Source organism: Cellulomonas sp. Marseille-Q8402, assembly GCF_965119525.1.
This window is the reverse complement of record NZ_CBCPLX010000001.1, coordinates 2,066,719-2,085,608: the sequence shown is the minus strand read 5'-3', so window position 1 is coordinate 2,085,608 and position 18,890 is coordinate 2,066,719. Positions and strand designations below refer to the sequence as shown.

The following is an 18,890-nucleotide window of genomic DNA, read 5'->3' as shown; positions in this document are numbered from 1 at the left end:
TCAGGGCAGCGGGACGGTCTGCAGGTAGTCGAACTCGTTCATGGCGAAGTGCGACGCCACCGGCGCGAACAGCCCGATCGCGCTGCACTGGCGCGAGCTGCTGCCCGGGTCGCCGGTGCAAGTGCTGCTCGCGTTGGACATCCCGCTGATCACGCCGATCGCGTACGCGTATCCCTGGGAGGTCACCGCGTACGCCGGACCACCGGAGTCCCCGTTCCCCAGCGCAGGCGTGCCCTGGTACTGCACGGTGCGGGTGAGCCCGTTGTAGCCGTAGGACGCGGCGACCCCGGTGTGGGTGATCTCGTTGCCGCACACCGAGCCGCTGGGAGCACCGGAGTAGCACATGAAGCCGCCGACGATCGGGGTCACGTAGCCGCGGATCGCGACGGCGCTGTTGGAGTTGTTGTCGCCGTGGTACATGTACGGCGCGTAGTCCTTGCCCGCCAGTGAGGTGATGTCGGTGTTCGTGGCCACGTAGGCCATGTTCCCGATCTCGGGGTTGGACAGGCTCCTGCCGGTGTGCCAGGTCGGCGACGGGCCAGCACCGCAGTGGTCAGCGGTGAACAGGCGCTCCTGGTAGCTCGCACCGTTGCGGTACCCGAAGGCGAACGAGGTGGAGCACACCATGATGAAGTTCCCGCCCCTGGGGCTCTCCGTGCTCATGTCCGCCCCGGCGTGGACCCGCGGAGCGCCGTAGGTCGCGCGGGAGTCGTGATGGATGGCCACGATCGTCGCGGTCAACGCCTGATCGGCGACGACCCGGGCGCTGGGCGCCCGGCCAGCAGCTTCATACAGACCAGAACGCGAGATCCCGAGCACCCGGCAGGTCAGCGCGACGGGCACCTCGTCAGCAGCCAGTTCCTGGTCCAGCCGGGCGCTCATAGTGGGAGGACGTTCTCCCTTGCGAAGTAGGCGGAGGCCCGCTTGAGGATCTCGACCTCCATCTCCAGCACCCGGTTGCGACGCCGCAGCTCGACCAGCTCGACCAGCTCACGCCGCTCGTCGCTGCTCACACCTTCACGGCGACCGGCGTCGACGTCGTCCTGGGCCATCCACCGCCGCAAGCACGACTCACTGATACCCAGATCGGACGCGACCTTCGCGACCGGCTGCTGACCCGAACGGGCCAGATCCACTGCTCGACGCCGGAACTCCGGCGGCTTGGCTGCAGGCATCCAGGACTCCTCTCCGAGACGATCATCGCCTCAGATCAGGTGTCCGGAGAAGCGGGTCAGGCTCCTTGGGGGTTCGAGTCCCTCCGGGCGCACAGCGCACAACCCCCGTCCGGGTCACCCCGGGCGGGGGTTTCTGCATGCCCGGTCTGGATCCAGTGCAGTGGGACGCCGGTCCGCAGCGCCCGGATCGTCACGGGCCGGCCCCTGCCACCGGCTCCGCCCGCCGCGACCCCGACGCGGGACCATGACGCATGGCCGGCGAGCGCATGTACCCGATCCTGACGTACCCCGACCTCGACGAGGCGATCACGTTCTACGAGGCCCTGGGGTTCCGCCGCACGTTCGTCCAGCTGCGGCCGTACCCGTGCGCCGTCGTCGAGCTCGAGGACCTCGGCATCCACCTGTCGGCCGTCGAGGGGTTCGACCCGGCGACGTCGCTGGGCAGCGTGATCGTGACGGTGCCGGACGCGGAGGCGCTGCACGCGCAGTTCGCCGCGGGGCTGCGGGAGCGGTTCGGGCGTGTGCCGGCGGCGGGGATCCCGCGGATGCTGCGCCCCCGCCGCAAGCAGGGGACCGCGACGGGCTTCACGGTGGTCGACGTCGGGGGGAACTGGTTGCGCATCTACCGGGCGGCGGACGCGGCGGACGGGGCGGAGCCGGAGCCCGCGTCGTCCGGGCTGGCGCGCGCGGTGGAGGTCGCGGCCCGGCAGGGTGACGCGCGGGGCGACGACGCCCAGGCGCTGCGCGCCCTCGACGCCGGGTTGACCCGGCACCCGGACGCCCCGCCGGCCGACCGGGTGCGGGCGCTGGCCTACCGCGCGGAGCTGCTGGTGCGGCTGGGCCGGGTGGACGCGGCGCGGGCGACGCTGGCGGAGGCGGCCGGCATCACCGACGGGGCGGCGGCGGCGGACCTCGCGCACGCGGGTCGGCTGGTCGACGAGGCGGAGGGCTGACGTGCCCTCTCGGCTTGCTCCGCGAGCCGGCTCAGCGGAGTGGTGCCGGGGGCTCGTGGGGAGCGCCCTCAGCGCACCCGCAGCGAACCACGCGGTTCCGTCCAGTGCCCGCCCGCACGCAGGGTCCCGGCGACCAGCTCCTGCACGGTTCCTCGCGGGACGGTGGTCCGTGGGTCGAGCACCTCGTCCAGCGGCCGGCGGAACACGAACCGCACCACGAGGTGGTCGGCCTCCGTGGCGCCCCCTCCGGTCGGGGGTCGGGCGGCCGGGTCGCGCACGGTGAACCGGCGGGCGAACTGCACGATGTTGCTCGTCGGGCGCAGGGCGCCGGGCAGCAGGTCGTCGAGCAGCCACGATCGGCAGCTGAACGCCCCGGAGCCGAACCAGTCCGCAGCCCGGGTGAGCGCGTCGTCGACCAGCGCCGGCTCGAGCGGGCCGGTCTCGGGCACGTGGACGGCGTGCTCCCCGTCCTCCGGCAGACGGGCGAACTGCAACCGGCCGATCCCGACGACGTCCGCGCGCAGCAGGCCGACCAGCCAGCCGGTGCTCGTGCCGGTCCCGTAGGTCCGGACCTTGCGGCCGACGTCGAGCAGGGTCGCGGCGGTGAGGTCCGGGGGGACCCCGGCTGCGGCGAACCTGTCGAGGGCGGCAGGGACGAGGGCGACGAGGACCGGCAGGAGTTCCGCCACCGGCGTCCCGGGCGGGACGGCCGGCGCGGTCGATCCCGTCCGCAGCGCGTCCGCGACGGCCGAGAGGAGGGCGGGGTCGGGCGGTCCGGACGCCGCCGGTGCGTCGATGCCGAGCAGGGCGGCGTCCCGGGCGGTGCTCACGCGAACCGGCGGACGGCCCGCGCGGCGACGGCACCGGCCAGCAGCACGCCGCCGACCGCGCCGACCGCCCACGGCAGACCCACCAGGTCCGCGGCCGCCCCGATGAGCGGTGGTCCGGCGACGTTCGCCAACGAGGACAGCGACGTCACCGCGGCGATGCGCTCGGCCGGGCGGCCGAGCCCGGCCGCGATGCTCACGGCGACCGGCACGGCGAGCGCGGCCCCGGTGCCCCACACCGCTGCCCCGGCCCAGGCCACCCACAGCGCCGGGGCGGTGCTCACGGCGACGACGCCGACGGCCGACACGAGCGCCGACGTCACGAGCGTCGCGGACCGGCCGAGCCGGTCGACCAGCCGCCCGCCGGCGAGCCGGCCGGCCGTCTGCGCGACCAGGAACACGGAGACGAACATCGCGGCGCGCGCCTCGTCCACCCCCAGCTCCGCCACCGCGAGCGGGGCCATCCAGTTGTTGGCGGCGCCCTCGGACAGGGCGGCGCCGAACACCACGGTCCCCAGCAGCAGGGTCGAGGTCTCGACCCACACGCCGCCCCGTCGCCGGCGTGGAGGTGGCGCCGCCGCGGCGGGTCCGTCGTCGACGCGGACGCCGTGCGCCGGGCGGGGTGCGTCGCGCCGCAGGCCGAGGGCGACGGCGGTCCGGGCCAGTGCCGCCAGCGCCGCGAGGACGAGGAGCTGCGGGGCGGGACCCAGGCCGACGCCGGCCGCGAGCCCGCCCAGTGCGGCGCCGCCCGCTGCGGCGATCGAGTAGGCGGCGTGGAACTGGGGCAGGATCGTGCGCCCGACGCGCCGCTCGGCCTCGGTGCCCAGCACCGCCTGCGGCACGTTGGTCAGGGCGAACGCGGCGCCGTGGAGGGCGGCGGCCGCGAGCAGGCCGGCGAGGGAGCGGGCGGCGAGGGCGGCGGCGAGACCGGCGTACGCGACGACGAACCCGAGGGTCGCGGCGGTGTACGCGCGGGTCGCACCCACCCGCTGCACCCACCGGCCCGCGAGCGGGATCGTGACGAGCGTGCCGAGCGCGTTGGCCATGAGGAACCGCCCGAGACCGCCGGCGTCCAGGCCGACCTGGTCGGCGATCGCCGGCAGCCGCACGTTCCACGCCGACAGGCTGAAGCCGTTGACGCAGTAGGCGGCGAGGACCAGCGCGCGCAGCCGCCACGCCCGGTCCGCCTGCGCCGGTGCCGCGGGTCGCAGGTCTCGCGTCTCCTTCACGAGCGGGACGAGAGCACGACGCGCAGGACGTGCCGCGAGGGCGGCAGCCGGTGCTCGGGCAGCACGCCCTGGCCGCAGGACGCCGTGCCCACCCCGGAGCGCGCGGCGTCCAGCGACACGTGGGTCGCCGTCGCCGCCGGCAGCTCGTCGTCGTGCTGCGTGGCGGCGACGACGCCACGGGACCACGGCCGGACGGTCAGCGCGGCCCGCTCGGTGCGCACGTGCAGGTCGGGACCGGTGCCCTCGGTGACGACCAGGGCCTCGTCGAGGACGCGGGCGCCGTGCTCCTGGGGCCGGACGGTGCGGACGGCGTAGTCGTCCCGGCCGGCGGTGTGCGACGCCCAGCGCGCGCCCTGACCGGTGTCCGGGTACTGCGGGCCCGGGCCGTACCCGGTCCACCGCACCTCACGGGTGGCGTCGTCGAGCCGCAGGTCGACGCCGACGCGCGCCCAGTCGCAGGGCCAGTCGCCGGACGGCTCGACGACGAGCTCGAGGCCGAGCCGCTCGCCGTCGGACGTCCAGCGCCAGGTGCAGTCCACCCCGGCGTCGAGGACGGGCGGACCGACGCGGGTCCGCACGACGACGGCGTCCTCGGTGACGTCGAGGGAGACCAGACGTGAGCGGAGGTCGTGCAGGCGGGCGGCGGCCCACCGGTCGGCCACGGGCGGCAGCGTCGGCTCGTCCCAGCCGGTCCCGCGGTCGTTGTCGGTGGGTGCCCGCCACAGGCCGAGCGCGACGTCGTGCAGGTCGAGGTCGCCCAGGCGGACCGGCATGCCGGTGGTGGCGTCGAGCACCGCGGGACCGAGCCGCACGACCAGCCCCTCCGGTCGCGGCGTGACGGTCGCGGCCACGGCGGCCGGTGCGCCCGGCGCCACGTGCTGGGTCCAGGACACCTCGTGCCCCGCGGGCGCCCACGGGCTGGCCTGCAGGGTGCGTGCCGACACCGTGACGGTCGCCCCCGCCGGCGGTGGGTCCAGCACGACGTGCGCCGTGGCACCTGCGGCGACCACGGGGACGTCGACCGGCGCCGGCTGCCCGTGGCCGGGGGCGTCGGACCACCGCACCAGCTCGAGGTCGCCCGTGTCGCGGGTGTGCCGCAGGTTCCGCACGGTCAGGAGCGTGCCGTCCCCGGACAGGGACAGGCGCACGGGCGCGAACACCCGGGCGAGGTCCGCGAGCGCAGGGCCCGGTGTGCGGTCGGCGTGCACCAGGCCGTCGACGACGAAGTTCCCGTCGTGCACCGCCTCGCCGAAGTCGCCGCCGTAGCGCCACCTCGGGGCGCCGTCGGGCGTCGCCGGTGCCGCCGGGTCGAGCAGCGCGTGCTCGACCCACTCCCAGACGAACCCGCCCGCCAGCCGCGGGTGGGACTCGAACAGGTCCTGGTACTCGCTCAGGCCGCCCGGGCCGTTGCCCATCGCGTGGGCGTACTCGCACAGCACGAAGGGCAGCGACCGGCGGTGCCGCTCGGCGGGGGTGGACCCGCCCGCCGGCTCCGTGGCGATCGCCGCGACCTCGTCGGTCGTGGCGTACATCCGCGAGTAGACGTCGACGTACGTCGAGGACCAGTCGCCCTCGTAGTGCACGAGCCGCTCGGGGTCCCGCGCCGCGACCCACCGCGCGGCGGCCTCGAGGTTCTGGCCGGTGCCGGCCTCGTTCCCCAGCGACCAGAGCAGCACGCTCGGGTGGTTCTTGTCCCGCTCGACGGTGCGCACGACGCGGTCGAGGACCGCCGGGCCCCACTGCGGGTCGTCCGAGGGGTTGCGCCGCCACTCCACCAGCTCGAAGCCGTGGGTCTCCAGGTCGTTCTCGAGCACCACGAGGAAGCCCAGCTCGTCCGCGAGGTCGAGCAGGTCGGCGCGGGGCGGGTAGTGCGAGGTGCGGATCGCGTTGACGTTGTGCCGCTTCATGAGCAGCAGCTCGGCGCGGTCGTCCTCGACGTCCACCGCCCGCCCGCGGACCGGGTGGTGCTCGTGCCGGTTCACCCCGCGCAGCAGCACGGGCCGGCCGTTGAGCAGCAGCGTGGCGTCCTCGACGTGCACGGTGCGGAACCCGATGCGCAGCCGCACGGCCTCGCTGCCGGTGCGGACGGTCGCCTCGTACAGGTACGGGTCCTCGTCGGACCACGGCCGCACGCGGGGCAGGTGGTGCTCGACGTCCGCCGCGACGCCCGTGAGGCCGAGCGCGGGCACGTCGAGCAGCACCGGGCCGGCGTCGCCGTCCTCCGTGGCGACCTCCACCCGCAGCGCGCCCGAGCCGTGGCGGTGGTCGTACCCGGCGTGCACGAAGACGTCCCGGACACCGCCGGCGGGGCGGGCGAGCAGGGTGACGGACCGGAAGATCCCGGGCAGCCACCACATGTCCTGGTCCTCGAGGTAGCTGACCGCGGACCACTGGGCGACCCGCACGGCCAGCACGTTCACGCCGGGGCGCAGGACGCCGTCGACGGGCAGCTCGTGCGTGAGCCGGCTGCCGCGCAGGGTGCCGAGCTCGACGCCGTTCAGCCAGACCGTCGCCGCGCCCTCGACGCCCTCGAACCGCAGGACGGCCGGGTGCGCGAGCACCGCGTCGTCCACGGTGAGCACGAGGCGGTGGTCGGCGACCACGTTGTCGTCGGGCGGGTGGGGCGGGGCGACCGGGAAGGGGAGCTGCAGGTTGCTGTACGCCGGCGCCCCGTGCCCCTGCAGCACCCAGTGGCCTGGCACCTGCACGTCGGACCACGCGGCCGGGTCGGTCTCGTCCGGCTCCGGTCCGGTCCAGCCGTCGTCGGCGACGTGCCGCGGCGAGGGCCAGGTGCGCAGGCGCCACGTGCCGTCGAGCGACTGCCGCGGTGCGTCCGACGTCAGGTGCGCGCGGGGCTGCACCGTGCCGCGTGCCGGCGCCGTGCTGGACAGCTCCGCGAGGAGCCCGGGCGCGCCGGTCACAGCGCGGCCGCGAGCACGAGGGCGCCGTCGACCGGCGGCGAGGTGAGCACCTCGAGCCGCAACCCGGGCGCATGGTCCGCGAGCCGTGCGCGCAGCAGGTCGCGCAGGACCTCCTGCTGGGTGATCACGCCGCCCGCCGCCACGACGACCTCGCCGACCGCCCCGCGGCGGCGCAGCGCCGCGACGTTGCGTGCCAGCACGTCGGCGGCGTCCCGCAGCACGCCGGAGGCCAGTGCCGAGCCGCGCTCGGACGCGGCGAACACGAGCGGGGCGTGCTCGCCCCAGGCGAGGGCGGGCTGCAGCGACACCGCCAGCGCGAGGTCCTGCAGCGACGCGACACCGTAGGCGCCGCAGAGGGCGCGGACCGCGGGGTCGGCGAGGACGGCTGCGGGCGAGCCCCAGTCGCCGGCGCGCAGTGCGGCGCGCACGAGCTCCCGCACCAGGGCCGGTGCGCTGCCGGTGTCGGACAGCACGGCGCCGTACCCGTCCGCGCTCAGCGTGGCGCCGTCGCGGTCGGTGCCGAGCAGGGCCGCCCCGGTCCCGACCACGAGGGTCAGGCACTCGCGGTGGCCGGCAGCGGGTCCGAGCAGCTGGGCGTCGTTCACGACGCGGACGCGTCCGGTCGCGTACCGGGCGAGCTCGTCGGTGGCCTGCGCGAGCTGCGCGGGGGTGTCGACGCCGTGCATCCCGTAGGCGACCCGCTCCCCGCCTGCGTCGCCGGCCAGCACGTCCGCGACGAGCGTGGACAGCCGCGCGAAGTTGCCGGCGCCGGTGAACAAGGAGCCCCGGCGCCAGCTCGCGGACGGGACGACGACGTCGCGGCGGCTCCCGTCGGGGCCGAGGACGGCCACGTGCGTCTTGGTGCCGCCGACGTCGACGCCGACCGTCGCCGTGCGCGCTGCGGTGGTCGTGCGGGGGCGGTCGAGCCGCCCGGGCGCGATCTCAGGCAAGGTAGACGGATCCCTTCGTGCGGCGGGCCATGAGCTCCCCGACGCCGGCGAGCGCCGCGTCGGTGCCGAGCCGGGACCGGAGGATGGTGGGCGGGAACGGGATGCGACCGGCGAGGCGCTGCTCGAGCTGGTGCACCACCCAGCCGCCGTCGGACGGCAGCCGGCCGTGCAGGACGACGACCGCGGGGTCGATGACGGTCGCGAGGGCGATGACGGCGAACGCGAGGTGGTCGAGCAGCTCCGCGGCCAGGTCCGTCGCTGCCGGGTCGCCCTGCGCGGCGGCGGCGAGCAGCCCCGCGGCGTCCAGCGGGCCGTCACCGGGGTAGCGCGCGGGGACGGCGCCGATCCGCGACTCGAGGTCGCCCTGCCGCGCGAACACCCGGCCGAACGCCGAGCGGTCGGCCACCAGGTAGCCGATCTCCCCGGCACCCGACCGCGCGCCGCGGACGAGCGTCCCGTCGGAGACGATGCCGGACCCGACGCCGACGCCGAGCACGACCGCGACCAGGCTCTGCACGCCCTCGCCGGACCCGTGCGCCCACTCGCCGAACGCGATCGCGTTCGCGTCGTTCTCGACCAGGGTGGGCAGCCCGAACCGGTGCCCGACGATCGACCCGACGTCGAGCTGCTGCCAGCCGAGCTCGGCGGAGTTCGAGACGCGGCCCCCGGCGTCGACGACCCCGGGGACCACGACGGCGACGCCCAGGCACGTCCGCCCCGCGGCAGACGCGCGGGCGATCAGGTCACCGACGAGGTGCAGCAGCTCGTCGAGCCGCACCGTGGGGTCGGCGTCCGCCGGCGTGCCGCGCTCGAGGCGGTCGCCGCGGGAGCCGTCGAGCCCCATCAGCATGCCGCGCGGGCCCGTCGCGGTGACCTCGACGGCGACGATGACCCGCGTCTCCCCGGCGAACCGCAGCAGGGTGGAGGGGCGCCCGCCGGAGGAGCGCTCGACCCCGGCGCGGACCACCAGCTGCTCCTCGAGGAGCGCGGCGCACAGCCGGTCGATGGTGGCGGGGGACAGGCCGGTGCGGCGGCGCAGCCCCGCACGGGAGAGGGGTCCGTGCTCGGACAGCGCGTCGAGGACCGCGGTCCGGTTGATGTCCGTGACCGTGCGCGTGGTGGCGGTGCGTGCCGCGCTCCTGACCACTGCGATCCCCTCTCCACACTTTGCTATCAGTGCGAGATAGAACCATCCCTCCGGGACTTCGGCAAGGGCCGTCCGAGCGCACGTTCCCAGCGTGTGTCGCCGCGTAAATTCTGTGTTTCGCCGGGCCGGAACGGCGTCGAGCGCCTTGAAATCTTTGACATCGCACTGATAGCAAAGGCCACCACGCGCTCCACCGGTCACCCCGAGGACGCGACCCGCTCCGCTCCCCGCCCGTCCTTCCCCCGCCCCGGCCGTGCTCACCCCGGGGCTCCCCGAGAGGTCAGGAACCGTGCAGCTTCGCTCCCTCACCGCGACGTCGGCGATCGCCGTCGCCGCGCTCACCCTCACCGCGTGCGGCGGTGGCTCCGACGCCGCCTCCGACGGCCCCGTCACCCTGGAGTTCGTGCTCTCCGGCGACGCCAACCAGGGCGGTGGCTACCAGGCCATGGCCGACAAGTACGAGGAGGAGACCGGGGTGCACGTCGAGATCGTCGACGTGCCCTACGACGACCTCGTCACCCGGCTGCGGTCCGGCGCGCAGGCCGGCGACCTGCCCGCCCTCGCCCGTGCCTCGGAGATCGACCCGCTCTGGGAGTCCGAGCTGCTCGACCTCACGGACATCGCCACGGAGCGCGACGTCATGGACTCGCTGCTGGTCCCGAACAGCGACGACGAGATCCTCGCGCTGCCCAGCGACCTCACCGCCGTCGGGGTGTTCCTCAACAAGTCCCTGTTCGACCAGGCCGGTGTGACCTACCCGGGCATCGACGACGAGCCGTGGACCTGGGACGAGCTGACCGCCTCCCTGAAGGAGGTCCAGGCGGCGACGGGCGCCCGGTACGGGATGGTCATGGACGGCTCGGCGCACCGCCTGCGCTCGTTCATGTACCAGTTCGGGTCCCAGGGCGTGCAGCCGGACGAGGACGGCACCTGGACGCTGGACGAGGAGGGCGCCGAGGCGCTCGAGTACTTCGCCGCGATGAACGACGACTCGATGATGCCCCGCTCGGTGTGGCTGTCCGGCGAGGACCCCTCGGCGATGTTCAAGAGCGGGCAGGTCGCCGCGTACTACTCGGGCGTCTGGCAGATCACCGACTTCTCCCAGAACATCACGGACTTCGAGTGGACCACCGCGCTGATGCCGGCACAGCCCACCCGCGCCACCAACCTCGGCACCAACTGGATGGTCGCGTTCGACGGCACCGGTGTGGAGGAGGAGACCCAGGCGTTCATCGACTGGATGTACACCCAGGAGAACTACGCCGAGCTCTCGGAGATCTCCGGCTTCCTGCCGGCCGTCGAGGGCCTGGACGTCGCGTACGCGGACAACGCCGAGGCGTTCGACATGTACTACGCCGAGATCGAGGCATCCGACCCGATCGCCGGTGACCAGGCCACGACCGCGCTGCGCAACGGGTACGAGGGCCTGGTCCTGGAGTACGAGCCGCTGAAGGACGAGACGGTCAAGTACCTCAACGGCGAGCAGGACCTCGCCACCACCGTGCGCGAGATCGGCGAGCAGACCACCGAGGCGTACGCCGACTGACCCCGCAGGGCGCCGGTCACCCCGCGGGTGGCCGGCGCCCTCCGACCCGGGAGGACCGCATGACCCTGGCCCACGCACCGCGCCGCCCCGCGACCCCCGCCGCGGGCCTGGCCGCCGCGCCCGCCCCCGCCCCCGACGCCGTCGGCCCTACGGCAAGCACACGCTCGCCCCGCTCGCGCTCACCGCGGTGGTCATCGTGCTGTTCGCCGTGTTCTTCGTCTGGCCGGGTGCGCTCGGGCTCATCTACTCGTTCACCGACTACCGCGGCATCGGCGACCTGGAGTTCACGGGGCTGGAGAACTACGCCGAGCTGGCCGGCGACTCGGACTTCTGGTCCGCGCTGACCCGGACCGCGCTGTACGTGGTCCTGGCCGTGCCCGCGACGGTCGCCCTGTCCCTGGGCATCGCGGTGCTGCTCACCAACCGGTGGGCCCGCGGCACGAGCGTCGCCAAGGTCGTGTTCTTCATCCCGTGGCTCGTGTCCCCGATCGTCACCGGCGTCGTGTGGCGGTGGCTGTTCGGCGAGAGCTTCGGCATCGTCAACGACCTGCTCGGGAGGCTCGGCGCCGACCCGCTGGCGTGGAGCTCCGACGCGAACCTCGCGATGGTCGTCGTGATCGTCGCGTCCGCGTGGGCGAACACGGCGTTCAACATGCTGCTGTACGTCGCAGCCATCCGGAACGTCCCGACGTCCTACTACGAGGCCGCCCAGCTGGACGGCGCGAACGCGTGGCAGCGGTTCCGCGCCATCACCCTGCCGGGCATCGCCCCGACGACGTTCATGGTCGTGCTGCTGACGACGATCGGGTCGATGAAGGAGTTCGCCATGGTCCAGGCGCTGAACGGCGGCGGGCCCGGGACCGAGAACCGCCTGATCGTGCAGTACATCTACGAGACCGGCTTCGACCGCGCCCAGGTCGGCTACGCCAGCGCCGTCTCGATGGTCCTCATGGTGATCCTGCTCGTGGTCGCCCTCATCCAGCTCCGCTTCGAGAAGAGGATCCGCGATGGCCTCTGAGACCGTGCCGGCACCCGTGCCCGCCGCCCGCCCCGTCCTGCGCCACCGCCGCGCCCCGTTGCGCGTCCGCGTCGCGCGCTCGCTGCCGTCCACGCTCGCGCTCGCGGTGCTCGTCCTGCTGTTCCTGTTCCCGCTGGTCTGGTTCTTCCTCAGCTCGGTCAAGCCCGGCGGGGAGCTGTTCCGGTTCCCGCTGACCCTCCTGCCCGAGACCTGGACGTTCGACGGCTACGTGCGGGCCTGGGAGCGGGTCGACTTCGGCCTGTACTTCCGCAACACCGCCGTCGTGGCGACCCTCACGACCGTCCTCACGGTGTTCTTCAGCGCGGCGACGGGGTACGCCCTGGCGAAGTACCGCGCCTGGTGGCTCAGCGCGCTCTTCGTCTGCATCCTCGCGACGACGATGCTGCCCACCGAGGTCATCCTGACCCCGACGTTCACCGTGATCCGCGACCTGGGCCTCTACAACACGCTCGCGGGGATCATCGTGCCGTCGGTGATCACCGCGTCCGGCATCTTCATGTTCCGGCAGTTCTTCCTGACCGTCCCGGACGAGCTGCTGGACGCCGCCCGCATCGACGGCGCCAGGGAGCTGGCCATCTTCTTCCGGATCATGCTGCCGCTGGCCAAGCCCATCGCGATCACCCTGGCGATCTTCAGCTTCCAGTGGCGGTGGAACGACTACATCTGGCCGCTCATCGTGCTGGCCGACCCCGACCAGTTCACGCTGCAGGTCGCCCTGCGCAGCCTGGTCGGCGCCGAGAACATCGACTGGACGCTGCTGCTGCCTGCCTCGATCATCTCGATCATCCCGCTGGTGGTCCTGTTCTTCGTCGCCCAGCGCTACGTGATGAGCGCCGACCTCAACTCCGGCCTCAAGGACTGACGCCCGTGCTCGACGCGCCCTACCGCGACCGCCTCGTCGCCGGGACCCTGGCCGAGGCGGACGCGGTGCTCGCCGCCACCCGCGGCGGTGTCCCGCCCGCCCTGCCGCACCGCGCCACGATGCACGCGGTCCGGGTCCTCGTGCTGGCCGACCTCGTCGACGCCCCGGACCCGGACCGCGCCGTCACCGCCACCGCGCTCGTGGCGCACCTCGAGCGGTCCCAGGGCCCGACCGGTCTGTTCGACGGTGACAACCTGGTGTCGCCGCCGGACTCCTCGTTCACGTTCAACGACCTCTGCCTGACCCTCGAGCTGCTCGACGCGCAGGGCAGCCCGGGTCCGGCCGACGTCGCGGGGCGGCTGCGGGCGGTCGCGGAGCGCGCGGTCGAGGCGCTGCTGGTCGGTGGCGTGCACACCCCGAACCACCGCTGGGAGCTGTCCGCGGCCCTGGCCGGCCTGCACCGGCTCACGGGCGACGACCGCCTCGTCGCCCGTGCCGACGAGTGGCTGGCCGAGGGCGTCGACATCGACGCCGACGGCTTCTACTCCGAGCGCAGCCCCAACTACGCCGCCTACGTCTCCAACCCCTCCCTGCTGACGCTGGCCCGGCTGCTCGACCGGCCCGCGCTGCTCGGGCCCGTCCGCGCGTCGCTGCTGTCCCTCGTGCCGCTGGTCGACGACGACGGCGAGGTGGTCAGCGTCCACTCCCGTCGCCAGGACCAGCGCGAGACGTTCCGGGTGCACGCGTTCGCCGGCCAGCTCCGCCGGTTCGCCGTGACGGACGGCGACGCGCGCCTCGCGCGGCTCGCGGCCCTCGCGTGCGCCGACCCCCGCCTGGAGTGCTCGCGGGAGCTGACCGACGGCCTGGTCGACCCCGCGCGGCTCGCGGTGCTCCCGGCGACCGTGCCGCCCGACGACGGCACGGTCGTCCTGCCGACCGTCGGCCTGGTGCGGCACCGCTCCGGCAGCACGACGACCACGGTCTTCGGCGGGTCCGACCACGCCCGCACCCGCCGCGTCGCCTCCGGGCTGGCGAACTCCGCCACCCTGGTGCAGCACCGGCGGGGTGCCGCACGCCTGCTGGCCCTGCGCGTGGCCCCCGCGTTCTTCGACACCGGCGCGTTCCGCCCCGGCGCCCTGGCGGTGCACGGGCAGCGGGTGTCGCTCACCGGCGAGACGGTCAGCGGGTACTACCAGCCGCTCGCCGCAGGCCTGCGGCGGGCGGACGGCGCGTACCGGCTCACGGACGAGGGCCGGTTCTTCGCGCAGATGGACTTCCCCGGGCGCGAGCGCAGCGACCTGCGCCTCGGCACGACCGTCACCGTCGACCTGCGGGACGACGGGGCGACGGTCGACGTCCGCTGCGACGGCCCCCGGACCCGGCTGGCCGCCGAGCTCACGCTCGGGCCGGGCGAGCTCACCGGCGGCGAGCCGCACCCCGGGGTCCCGGACGTGCGGTGGCTGCGCGACGGCACCCTGACGCTCCGGGCGGGCGACGAGGTGCTGCACGTGCAGGTCACGGGTCAGGAGACCGGGCTGCCGCCGCAGTACGACGACGGCGAGCTCTTCACCTACGTGCACGGCGAGGACCGGGTCCCCGGGACACGCGTGCTGATCGGGGGCTGGACCGACCGGCCGCTGCGGATCGAGATCACGACGGAGGCATCGGCATGACCGCCGGAACCGTGGAGTCCTGCGCGCACGAGCAGCCGGAGGTGCTCGCGCACCAGCTCGCGACGCTCCCCCTGGCGGTGCGCGACGCACTGGCGGTCGCCGGAGCGGACCGGACCTCCCGCGTGGTGCTGGTCGGGTCGGGGACCTCGCACCACGCGTCGCGCCTCGCGCGGTCCTCGTTCTCCCGCCCGGTGCGGGCCCTGGTCCCCACCGACGCGCTGCACTTCCCGGGCGACCTCGTGCTCGGCCCCGACCTGCTCGTCGTCGGCGTCTCGCAGAGCGGGCGCAGCACCGGCACGCGCGCCGTCCTCGACCGGTCGCGTGCCGCCGGCGCCGCCACGCTCCTGGTCACCGGCGAGCCGTCGGACGGTCCGGACCCGTCGCTCGACATCGCCTGCGGGCCCGAGCCGGTCGGGGCGAAGACCAAGGGCTTCACCGCCACCGTCCTGGCGCTGCACCTGCTGGGCCGGGCCCTCGACGGCGCCGGGGACGCCGACCTCGCGGGCGTGCCCGACGCCGTGGCCGCGGCGCTCGCGGACTCGGCCGGCCCGGTGGCGGGGCTGGTCGCCTCGCCCCCGCCGACCGACGTGCACGTCGTCACCTGGGGACCGTGGCGCCCGGTCGCCGACGAGGGCGCCCTCAAGATCCTCGAGACCGCGCGCGTCCCCGCCGAGTGTGGGACGTCGAGGAGTTCCTGCACGGCCCGCACCGCCGCCTGCACCCCGGCAGCCTCCTGGTGGTCGTGGGGGAACGCGGCGAGCTGGCCGACCGGGCCGACCGCCTCGCGCGGTTCGTCGTCGAGACCGGCGGGCGCGCCCTCCACGTGATCGCGGGCGGTACCTCGTCGACCGGTGCCGACGAGGCACGGATCGCGCTGCCCCCGGCCGGGGCGGCCGCCCACCTGGCCGCGGTCGTCCCGCTGCAGCTGCTCGCGATCGAGCTGACCCGCGCCCGCGGGCTCAGCCCGGAGGAGGACGTGTTCCCCGACTTCCACGGCCGGCTCGGCAGCAAGGCGGTCCCCGCGTGAGGCTCGAGGTCCTGCCCGACGCGGCGGCGGTGGGCGCTCGCGCGGCCGGTGTGGTCGCCGCCGAGATCCGTCGCCGTCCCCGGCTCGTGCTCGGCGTGGCCACGGGCTCCTCACCGGAGCCGCTGTACGCCGAGCTGGCCGCGCACGTCCGCGACGGGCTCGACGTGACGGGGGTCGAGGCGTGGGCGCTCGACGAGTACGTCGGCCTCCCCGCCGACCACGCCGAGTCGTACCGCGCGGTCGTGGGTCGCACCGTGACCGGCCCGCTCCGCCTCGACCCCGACCGGGTGCACGTCCCTGACGGGACCACCGACGACCCGCGGGCCGCGGCCGCCGCCTACGAGGCCGGGCTGGAGCGCGCGGGGTACGCCGACCTGCAGATCCTGGGTATCGGCCACAACGGGCACCTGGCGTTCAACGAACCGGGCTCGCCGACGGACGGACGCACCCGCGTCGTCGCGCTCACCCCCCGGACCCGCGCCGCGAACGCGCGGTTCTTCGGCGGCGACGCGGACGCCGTCCCCAGCCACGCCCTGACCCAGGGGATCGGCACGATCACTGCTGCCCGGCACCTGCTGCTCGTCGCGACCGGAACGGACAAGGCCGACGCCGTCGCCGCCGCGCTCACCGGACCGGTCACGCCGGAGGTCCCCGCCTCCGTGCTCCAGCGGCACCCGCGCGTGACCGTGCTGCTGGACGAGGCCGCGGCGAGGGCACTGCCGCCCTCCCGCCGCCCCGCGCTCCCGGCGGACGCGCTGGCGACGCCCCGGTGACCCAGCAGGTCCGCCCGCGCTCCTCGCCGGTGCTGCGCGACGACTCCCCGGCGGGCCGGTGGACGGACGCCCTGCCGATCGGCAACGGCCGGCTCGGGGCGATGTGCTTCGGCGGGGTGTCCACCGACCGGATCCAGCTGAACGAGGACAGCGCCTGGTCCGGGTCCCCCGCGTCCGCGGCCGGCGACCCCTCGCTCGCGCGCGAGGACGGCCCCGAGGTGCTCGGCCGCGTCCGCGCCGCGCTCCGGGCCGGCGACGTCCCGGGCGCGGAGCGCGAGGTGCGGGCGCTCCAGCGCGGGCACACCCAGGCCTACCAGCCCGTCGCGGACGTCCGCATCACCAGTGCCGACCCCGACGCGGGCACCGACGTGCGCGACTACCTCCGGTGGCTGGACCTGGGCGACGCCGTCGCGCACCACGCCTGGACCGCCGGCCGCGCGCACCGCAGCCAGTCCGCGTTCGCCAGCCACCCCGACCAGGTCGTCGTCGTGCACCGGCGGGCGCCGGACGGGCCGCCGATGGACCTGCAGGTGAGCGTGCTCGGCGCGCACCCGGGCGCCACGACCCTCGCGGTCCCGGCTGGGCTCAGCGTCGTGCAACGGCTGCCCTCGGAGGTCGCGCCCCCGCACGAGGACGTCCCCGACCCGGTGGTCCACGACCCCGCGCCCGGCGCGTCCGGGACCGTGGTCACCGCCCTGCGGGTCGTGAGCGACGGGACCGTGTCGTCCGACGGCGACCGCGTCACGATCAGCGGCGCCCGGGACGTGCTGCTGCTGATCGCGTGCGCCACGGACGTCGACACCCGCAGCACCGTCCCGGCCCGTCCGCACGGCGACGTCGAGGCGCTGCGCCTGGACACCTCCGCCACGCTCGACGCCGCTGAGGCGCGGGGTGCCGCGCTCCTGCTGGCCGACCACGTCGCCGACCACCGGTCCCTGTACGACCGCGTCGAGCTCGAGCTCGCGCACGACCCCGAGCTCGGTGCTCTCACCACCGACGACCGCGTGCGGCGCTCCGTGGACCGGCACGACCCCGGGCTCGCGGCACTGGCGTTCGCCTACGGCCGGTACCTGCTCATCGCGGGGTCGCGCCCCGGCACCACCCCGCTGAACCTCCAGGGCATCTGGAACGAGCACACCCGCCCGCCGTGGAGCGCGAACTACACCACCAACATCAACGTCGAGATGAACTACTGGCCCGTCGGCCCGGTCCACCTCGCGGAGTGCGGCGAGCCGCTGCTCGACTGGCTGCCCCGCCTCGCCGAGCAGGGCCGGTGGGTCGCCCGCGACCTGTACGGCGCCGACGGGTGGGTCGCGCACCACAACACGGACGTGTGGGGGTTCGCGGAGCCCGCCGGTGAGGGCGACGGCGACCCGGCGTGGTCCGCCTGGCCGATGGGCAGCACCTGGCTCGCCCTGCACGTGTGGGACCACTGGGCGTTCACGGGCGACCGGGACCGTCTCGCCCGGTCCTGGCCCGTGGTGCGCGGGGCGGTCGAGTTCGCCCTGTCGTGGCTGGTCGAGGACGGCTGCGGCGGCCTGACGACGAGCCCGTCGACGAGCCCCGAGAACACCTACCTGCTGCCCGACGGCCGACCGGCCTCGCTGTCCGCGGGCGCCACCGCCGACGTCGCGCTGCTCCGCGAGCTCCTCGGGCGCGCACTCGACGCCGCGACGGTCCTGGGCGTCGACGACCCGCTGCTCGACCGCGTCCGTGCCGCGATCCCGCGTCTGGCGCCCTACCGCGTCCTGCCGGACGGTCGGCTCGCGGAGTGGGCGGGCGACGCCCCGGACGCCGAACCCGAGCACCGCCACCAGTCCCACCTGATCGGGCTGTTCCCCGGCACCACGCTCGACGTGGACGCGCACCCGGAGCTCGCCCGGGCGGCGGCGGCGACCCTGGCGGCGCGCGGGCCGGACTCGACCGGCTGGTCGCTCGCGTGGCGGCTGTGCCTGCAGGCGCGGTTGCGCGACCGGGAGGCCGCCGCGGCCGCCATCGAGCAGTTCCTGCGTCCGGCGGACGCGACCGAGGACGGCGAGGACGACCGCGCCGGCGTGTACCGGAACCTGTTCTGCGCGCACCCGCCGTTCCAGATCGACGGCAACTTTGGCTTCACCGCCGGCGTCGCCGAGCTGCTGCTGCAGTCGCACGCGGGCGAGATCCACCTGCTGCCCGCCCTGCCGCTCGCCTGGGGGACGGGATCGGTACGTGGCCTGCGGGCGCGCGGCGGCGTGACGGTCGCGCTGCGCTGGGAGCACGGCGAGCTGACGGCGGCGGAGCTCGTCGCGGACACCGCCCGCGAGGTCACGGTCCGGTGGGGCGATCGGCGCGTCGTCGTCAGGCTCGCGGCGGGGGTGCGCTGCCTCGTCGGACCGAGCCGGCCTCGTCCGTGCGCGGCACGGCCACGACCTGCACGGCGTCCTCGTACGTGATGCGCCCGGGGCTGGTCGTGCGGAGCTCCATCCACTCGACGCCGTACCGGTTGAGCAGGCCGAGGTACTCGCGGGTCATCTCGAGCGGCGCGCTCGTCGGCAGCCTGAACCACGCGCGCGCCCCGGGGTTGATCCGCTGGTCGTAGCAGGTGGGGGACACGGTCGAGGGGTCGACGTAGGCCGCGGACATCCGGGCGTTGGCCGCGCGCCACCACGCGGTGTCGGCCGCGGAGAGGCGTCCCTGGCGGGCCAGCGCGTTCGCGAGCGCGAACACGCCCGGGAACCGTCCGCTGCGGGAGGGGACCGCGCTCTGGAACCTGATCAGCCCGGGCACGT

17 protein-coding genes are annotated in these 18,890 nt (G+C 75.1%); 9 read left to right on the top strand and 8 right to left on the bottom strand.

What is annotated here, in order from left to right:
* Together ACWPWW_RS09595 and ACWPWW_RS09590 are read right to left on the bottom strand one after the other, a co-directional pair.
* On the bottom strand, nucleotides 1-882 hold the full coding sequence (locus tag ACWPWW_RS09595) for a hypothetical protein (RefSeq protein WP_454050090.1): 882 nt from the start codon (nucleotides 880-882) through the stop codon (nucleotides 1-3).
* Complete coding sequence (locus ACWPWW_RS09590) at nucleotides 879-1,175, bottom strand: transposase (protein ID WP_454050089.1); 297 nt, start codon at nucleotides 1,173-1,175, stop codon at nucleotides 879-881. Before ACWPWW_RS09590 ends, ACWPWW_RS09595 begins: the two co-directional genes overlap by 4 nt.
* Before the next feature lie 251 nt (nucleotides 1,176-1,426).
* On the opposite strand from ACWPWW_RS09590, the gene ACWPWW_RS09585 reads away from it, so the two are divergent.
* A complete protein-coding gene (locus tag ACWPWW_RS09585) occupies nucleotides 1,427-2,128 on the top strand; it encodes a hypothetical protein (RefSeq protein ID WP_454050088.1) in 702 nt (233 codons plus the stop codon).
* A gap of 68 nt (nucleotides 2,129-2,196) precedes the next feature.
* Here the strand turns inward: ACWPWW_RS09585 and ACWPWW_RS09580 are convergent, their stop codons facing one another.
* Genes ACWPWW_RS09580 through ACWPWW_RS09560 form a run of 5 tightly spaced genes read right to left on the bottom strand, consistent with a single transcriptional unit; the run spans nucleotide 2,197 to nucleotide 9,202 of the window.
* A complete protein-coding gene (locus ACWPWW_RS09580) occupies nucleotides 2,197-2,958 on the bottom strand; it encodes a hypothetical protein (RefSeq protein ID WP_454050087.1) in 762 nt (253 codons plus the stop codon).
* Nucleotides 2,955-4,184, bottom strand: coding sequence for an MFS transporter (locus ACWPWW_RS09575; protein WP_454050086.1), 1,230 nt, complete (start codon nucleotides 4,182-4,184; stop codon nucleotides 2,955-2,957). Before ACWPWW_RS09575 ends, ACWPWW_RS09580 begins: the two co-directional genes overlap by 4 nt.
* Nucleotides 4,181-7,105, bottom strand: coding sequence for a glycoside hydrolase family 2 TIM barrel-domain containing protein (locus ACWPWW_RS09570; RefSeq protein WP_454050085.1), 2,925 nt, complete (start codon nucleotides 7,103-7,105; stop codon nucleotides 4,181-4,183). Before ACWPWW_RS09570 ends, ACWPWW_RS09575 begins: the two co-directional genes overlap by 4 nt.
* Nucleotides 7,102-8,055 (bottom strand): N-acetylglucosamine kinase, encoded by a 954-nt coding sequence (locus ACWPWW_RS09565; protein ID WP_454050084.1) that lies wholly within the window; start codon nucleotides 8,053-8,055, stop codon nucleotides 7,102-7,104. Before ACWPWW_RS09565 ends, ACWPWW_RS09570 begins: the two co-directional genes overlap by 4 nt.
* On the bottom strand, nucleotides 8,048-9,202 hold the full coding sequence (locus ACWPWW_RS09560; RefSeq protein WP_454050083.1) for an ROK family protein: 1,155 nt from the start codon (nucleotides 9,200-9,202) through the stop codon (nucleotides 8,048-8,050). The genes ACWPWW_RS09565 and ACWPWW_RS09560 overlap by 8 nt, the downstream gene beginning before the upstream one ends.
* A 289-nt stretch (nucleotides 9,203-9,491) precedes the next feature.
* Here ACWPWW_RS09560 and ACWPWW_RS09555 point away from each other — a divergent pair, with 289 nt between their 5' ends.
* The 8 genes from ACWPWW_RS09555 to ACWPWW_RS09520 all read left to right on the top strand — a co-directional run bounded on the left by ACWPWW_RS09555 (nucleotide 9,492) and on the right by ACWPWW_RS09520 (nucleotide 18,554).
* The gene (locus ACWPWW_RS09555; RefSeq protein WP_454050082.1) at nucleotides 9,492-10,748 is read left to right on the top strand and encodes an ABC transporter substrate-binding protein; all 1,257 of its coding nucleotides are present in this window, start codon (nucleotides 9,492-9,494) and stop codon (nucleotides 10,746-10,748) included.
* A 187-nt stretch (nucleotides 10,749-10,935) separates the two neighbouring features.
* Entirely contained in the window at nucleotides 10,936-11,766 is an 831-nt protein-coding gene (locus ACWPWW_RS09550; RefSeq protein ID WP_454050081.1) for a carbohydrate ABC transporter permease, read from the top strand.
* Nucleotides 11,756-12,649: a carbohydrate ABC transporter permease gene (locus tag ACWPWW_RS09545; protein ID WP_454050080.1), complete on the top strand. Its 894-nt coding sequence runs from the start codon at nucleotides 11,756-11,758 to the stop codon at nucleotides 12,647-12,649. The genes ACWPWW_RS09550 and ACWPWW_RS09545 overlap by 11 nt, the downstream gene beginning before the upstream one ends.
* 5 nt (nucleotides 12,650-12,654) lie before the next feature.
* The gene (locus tag ACWPWW_RS09540) at nucleotides 12,655-14,322 is read left to right on the top strand and encodes a hypothetical protein (protein ID WP_454050079.1); all 1,668 of its coding nucleotides are present in this window, start codon (nucleotides 12,655-12,657) and stop codon (nucleotides 14,320-14,322) included.
* Nucleotides 14,319-15,149, top strand: a complete 831-nt coding sequence (locus tag ACWPWW_RS09535; protein WP_454050078.1) for an SIS domain-containing protein — start codon at nucleotides 14,319-14,321, stop codon at nucleotides 15,147-15,149. The genes ACWPWW_RS09540 and ACWPWW_RS09535 overlap by 4 nt, the downstream gene beginning before the upstream one ends.
* Nucleotides 15,146-15,349, top strand: a complete 204-nt coding sequence (locus ACWPWW_RS09530) for a hypothetical protein (protein ID WP_454050077.1) — start codon at nucleotides 15,146-15,148, stop codon at nucleotides 15,347-15,349. Before ACWPWW_RS09535 ends, ACWPWW_RS09530 begins: the two co-directional genes overlap by 4 nt.
* Entirely contained in the window at nucleotides 15,346-16,122 is a 777-nt protein-coding gene (locus tag ACWPWW_RS09525; protein ID WP_454050076.1) for a glucosamine-6-phosphate deaminase, read from the top strand. The genes ACWPWW_RS09530 and ACWPWW_RS09525 overlap by 4 nt, the downstream gene beginning before the upstream one ends.
* Nucleotides 16,119-18,554, top strand: a complete 2,436-nt coding sequence (locus ACWPWW_RS09520) for a glycoside hydrolase family 95 protein (protein ID WP_454050075.1) — start codon at nucleotides 16,119-16,121, stop codon at nucleotides 18,552-18,554. The genes ACWPWW_RS09525 and ACWPWW_RS09520 overlap by 4 nt, the downstream gene beginning before the upstream one ends.
* Here ACWPWW_RS09520 and ACWPWW_RS09515 read toward each other — a convergent pair.
* The gene (locus tag ACWPWW_RS09515; RefSeq protein ID WP_454050074.1) at nucleotides 18,460-18,888 is read right to left on the bottom strand and encodes a hypothetical protein; all 429 of its coding nucleotides are present in this window, start codon (nucleotides 18,886-18,888) and stop codon (nucleotides 18,460-18,462) included. The genes ACWPWW_RS09520 and ACWPWW_RS09515 overlap by 95 nt on opposite strands.
* Between the last annotated feature and the right edge of the window lie 2 nt (nucleotides 18,889-18,890).

Bases quoted from the DNA above. Each gene is read 5' to 3' on its own strand.
- ACWPWW_RS09595 (WP_454050090.1), bottom strand. From the start codon at position 882: ATGAGCGCCCGGCTGGACCAGGAACTGGCTGCTGACGAGGTGCCCGTC.
- ACWPWW_RS09590 (WP_454050089.1), bottom strand. From the start codon at position 1,175: ATGCCTGCAGCCAAGCCGCCGGAGTTCCGGCGTCGAGCAGTGGATCTG.
- ACWPWW_RS09585 (WP_454050088.1), top strand. From the start codon at position 1,427: ATGGCCGGCGAGCGCATGTACCCGATCCTGACGTACCCCGACCTCGAC.
- ACWPWW_RS09545 (WP_454050080.1), top strand. From the start codon at position 11,756: ATGGCCTCTGAGACCGTGCCGGCACCCGTGCCCGCCGCCCGCCCCGTC.
- ACWPWW_RS09535 (WP_454050078.1), top strand. From the start codon at position 14,319: ATGACCGCCGGAACCGTGGAGTCCTGCGCGCACGAGCAGCCGGAGGTG.